2 protein-coding genes are annotated in these 3,455 nt (G+C 56.9%); both read left to right on the top strand.

What is annotated here, in order from left to right:
* The coding region (locus ABYO54_RS15450; RefSeq protein WP_372809131.1) for a GH116 family glycosyl hydrolase at positions 1 to 2,392 on the top strand (2,392 nt) is incomplete at its 5' end.
* A 385-nt stretch (positions 2,393 to 2,777) separates the two neighbouring features.
* A partial coding sequence (locus ABYO54_RS15445; RefSeq protein WP_372809130.1) for a helix-turn-helix domain-containing protein occupies positions 2,778 to 3,455 on the top strand: 678 nt, incomplete at its 3' end.

The following is a 3,455-nucleotide window of genomic DNA, read 5'->3' as shown; positions in this document are numbered from 1 at the left end:
TACTGTTTATCTGAACGGCGACGGGCGTCTCTATGTCTGGGATATCTGGAGTGACGGGCATATCGGTGTGGTGGAGCAAACCATTCCGATTCCGGAAGGATTTCCCAATTGGCGAAAACGGAACGATGTGCCGGTACATTGTGGCGCCAACTATATGAAACCGCCCACCATCGATGACTTCCCGCCTTCGTTTGCCCAAGGATTCGGTCTTCGCTTCGCGGATGGAACCCTGCAAAAATTCGAGGCGGCGGATTGGGACGCGGTGGAGTTTGCGGGCCGTTGGCCGATCGGCACGGTTTCGTATCAGGATTCGAACAGCCCCGTCCGGGCGGAGCTGAAGGCCTATTCGCCGTTTGTTCCGCTCAATCTTGAAGATTCATCCATGCCGGTGACGGTCATGAGTTATGCGCTGACCAATGAGTCGGATCAGCCGGTGTCCGCCGAACTGGTCGGCTGGATGGAAAACATGGGCAACCAGCCGGATGCAGATAAAGCCGGCTCGTTTTCGAGCAAATCCGGCTTAACCGTGTTAAGCCATGATTGCGTAATGAAGGCGAAGATGAAACGCGAAGGCGCGTTTGACCACAGCGGAACGATGGCTTTATCGTATCTGGGTACTGGGCGGAACACTGCGGTTGAGCTGGTTCCCGGGATTGCCGCCGATGTGGTTTTGAAGCCGGGGGAAAGCCGGGAGTACACCTTCCTGATTTCCTGGAATTTCCCGGTGGTTCGCATTAAGGACAGCTACACGCCCAAAACCATTCCTCATAAAAACGAATACTCGGCCCGCTTCGAAAATGCGGCGGCGGTGGCGGCGCATGTTGCCGAAAACTTTGCCGACCTCTCGTCGCAGACCGAGCAGTGGGTGAAAACCTGGAACGACTCCACGCTGCCGCAATGGCTGCTGGATCGCACGATTGTGACGGCGAATACCTTGCAGACGGCCAACTGCAATATTCTGGCCGACGGCGAGGGCGGCCGCTTCTGGGCGTGGGAAGGAATTCGGGTCTGCCACGGAACCTGCACGCACGTCTGGCACTATGCGCAGGCCATGGCGCGTTTGTTCCCGTCGCTGGAGCGCAATCTGCGCGAAAAGACGGACTATGGCTTTGCGCAGCAGCCCAATGGCGTGGTGCCGTTCCGCGGCACGCTGAATGCCGGCGAAGGCGGCGGCATTGCCATCGACGGGCAGGCCGGTACGGTGCTCCGATCCTATCGCGAGCATTTGATCAGCGCGGACGATACCTTCCTGAAAACCAACTGGGCCGACATCAAGCGGGCGTTGAACTACCTGATCGACTTCGACCGCAACGACGGCGACTTCGACGGGTTGCTGCACGGTAAGCAGCACAACACGCTGGATGCTTCCTGGTACGGCAAGGTTCATGCCATCAGTTCGCTTTACATTGCCTCGCTGCGCGCCGGGGAAGAGATGGCCAAGGTCGTGGGCGATGCCGACTTTGAAACGCTCTGCCGCGACGTTTACGGCAAGGGCAGCAAAAACATCGAAAAACTCTACAACGGGGAATACTACGTGCAGGAAGAAGATCCGGCGCACCCGGAGGCCATCGGCGTTGGACCCGGCGTCTACATCGATCAGGTGATCGGACAGTTCTGGGCCAATCAGCTCGGTCTCGGAAGACTGTATGACGAGGAGCATATCCAGTCCGCGCTCAATGCACTCTGGAAGCATAACTTTGTGCCGGATGTGATGGCCTTCCGCGATACGTTCCGCAAGGGACGCTACTATGCATGGGAGGGCGATGCCGGGCTGATCATGTGCACCTGGCCCAACGGCGGACTGAAAGACGATTTCATGAATCATTGGCAATACGACTATTTCAACGAATGCATGAGCGGTTTTGAATATCAGGCGGCTGCGCACATGGTGGCCGAAAGAACACCGGAATTGGTGATGCAGGGGCTGGCCGTCACCCGCACCATCAACGACCGCTACGCGCCCGAAAAGCGCAACCCCTACAACGAGATTGAATGTTCGGACCACTATGCCCGTGCCATGTCGTCCTATGCCGTATTCCTCGCGGTCTGCGGGTTCGACTACAACGGCCCCGAAGGCACGATCGGTTTCGACCCGGTCATCCACCCGGAAGATTTCCGCGCGCCGTTCACCGCCGCCGAAGGGTGGGGCACCTTCTGCCAGACCCTCGGTGAAAACGCGATGAAGGCTGAACTCGCCGTTGAATGGGGTAATCTGAAGGTGAAAACACTGAAGCTGAATCCGGGTGAGCTGAAGGTTTCTGCTGCGGAAGTACGTCTGGGCGGTAAAATGCTGAATGCAACGTTGGTGAAAAATGACGACGTTGTCTCTATTCAACTTGAAGGGCTCGTGTCCATCGTGGCTGGTGAGATGTTGTGGGTAGAACTTCGTTAACGATGTGGGTTGTTTCGGTTCCCCGAACATGAACGCGCCCGGGCATCACGAAATATAAAAAGATGAAAGCGGCACCATTAAACGATGGAGTTCCGACCTCTGGAGGGGATTGTTTCAACGGGTGGAAAATGATCTGGTGTGGATACACCGCAATGACCCAGGAAGGGGTGGAATCCAAAGCCTTCTGGCAAACGGCGAAGCCGTTGGCTTTCCCGGAATGGGACATTGTTGCAGATTCGCCTTCCGGCTCAGTTGCTGAACCGTGAAGATCGAACTTTGAGTAAATGCGGATTAGGAGGTTTATGGAAATGAAGAGCAAAGTCCATTTGGTACTGATCGGGTTGCTTTCCGTTTCCGTGTTTCGTGGTTTTTACTGATGGGAGAAATGATGAAGTTGAAAAAAAGGTTTGGGGTGGTGGTGCTGGCCGGGACGGTTTTGAGTGTGGGCGCGGCCACGATTCCGGCGGATAAGCAGCTCAATCCGGCCTGGGTGGAGTCGTTGACCGAGCGCGGGCATGCCCTGGACCTCGGCGTTGCCGGCTCGTCGAAGGCCGGATCGCTGAAATACATCGGCATGCCGGTCGGCGGGATCGGCTGCGGGCAGCTCTATCTGGGCGGCGACGGCAAACTCTGGCTCTGGGATATCTTCAAGAGCAACTACCGCCGCGAGCCGCCCAGCAAGCAGGGGTTTCTGGTTTCATCGTTTGTTTTAGGCGGGCACTACGCGCACCCGGTGGCGCAGGGCGAACCCTATAGCCAATCGAACGGCACCGAGGTGGAGCAGGGCTTTGCCATCCGCACCCCGGCCGGTACGAAGACGCTCGACCGCCATGGATTTGCCGATATCCGGTTTCGCGGGGAGTATCCGGTTGGAAAGGTGACCTATGCCGAAAAGCTCGTTCTACTTGCACTCGCAGACCACGCTGACGATGAGGGGGTCTGCTGGCCGAGTCAGGAAAAACTGTCTGACAAAACAGGGATCACCAGAACCCGAGTTAGTCGATTGGTACACAGTCTTAAACAACGAGGACTGATCCAGATCGAAGCCCGAAAAGTCAAAGGG

It is taken from the genome of Pontiella sp., from assembly GCF_041622395.1.
GTDB lineage: Bacteria > Verrucomicrobiota > Kiritimatiellia > Kiritimatiellales > Pontiellaceae > Pontiella.
The sequence above is the reverse complement of the archived record's forward strand: the minus strand, read 5'-3'. Positions and strand labels throughout refer to the sequence as shown.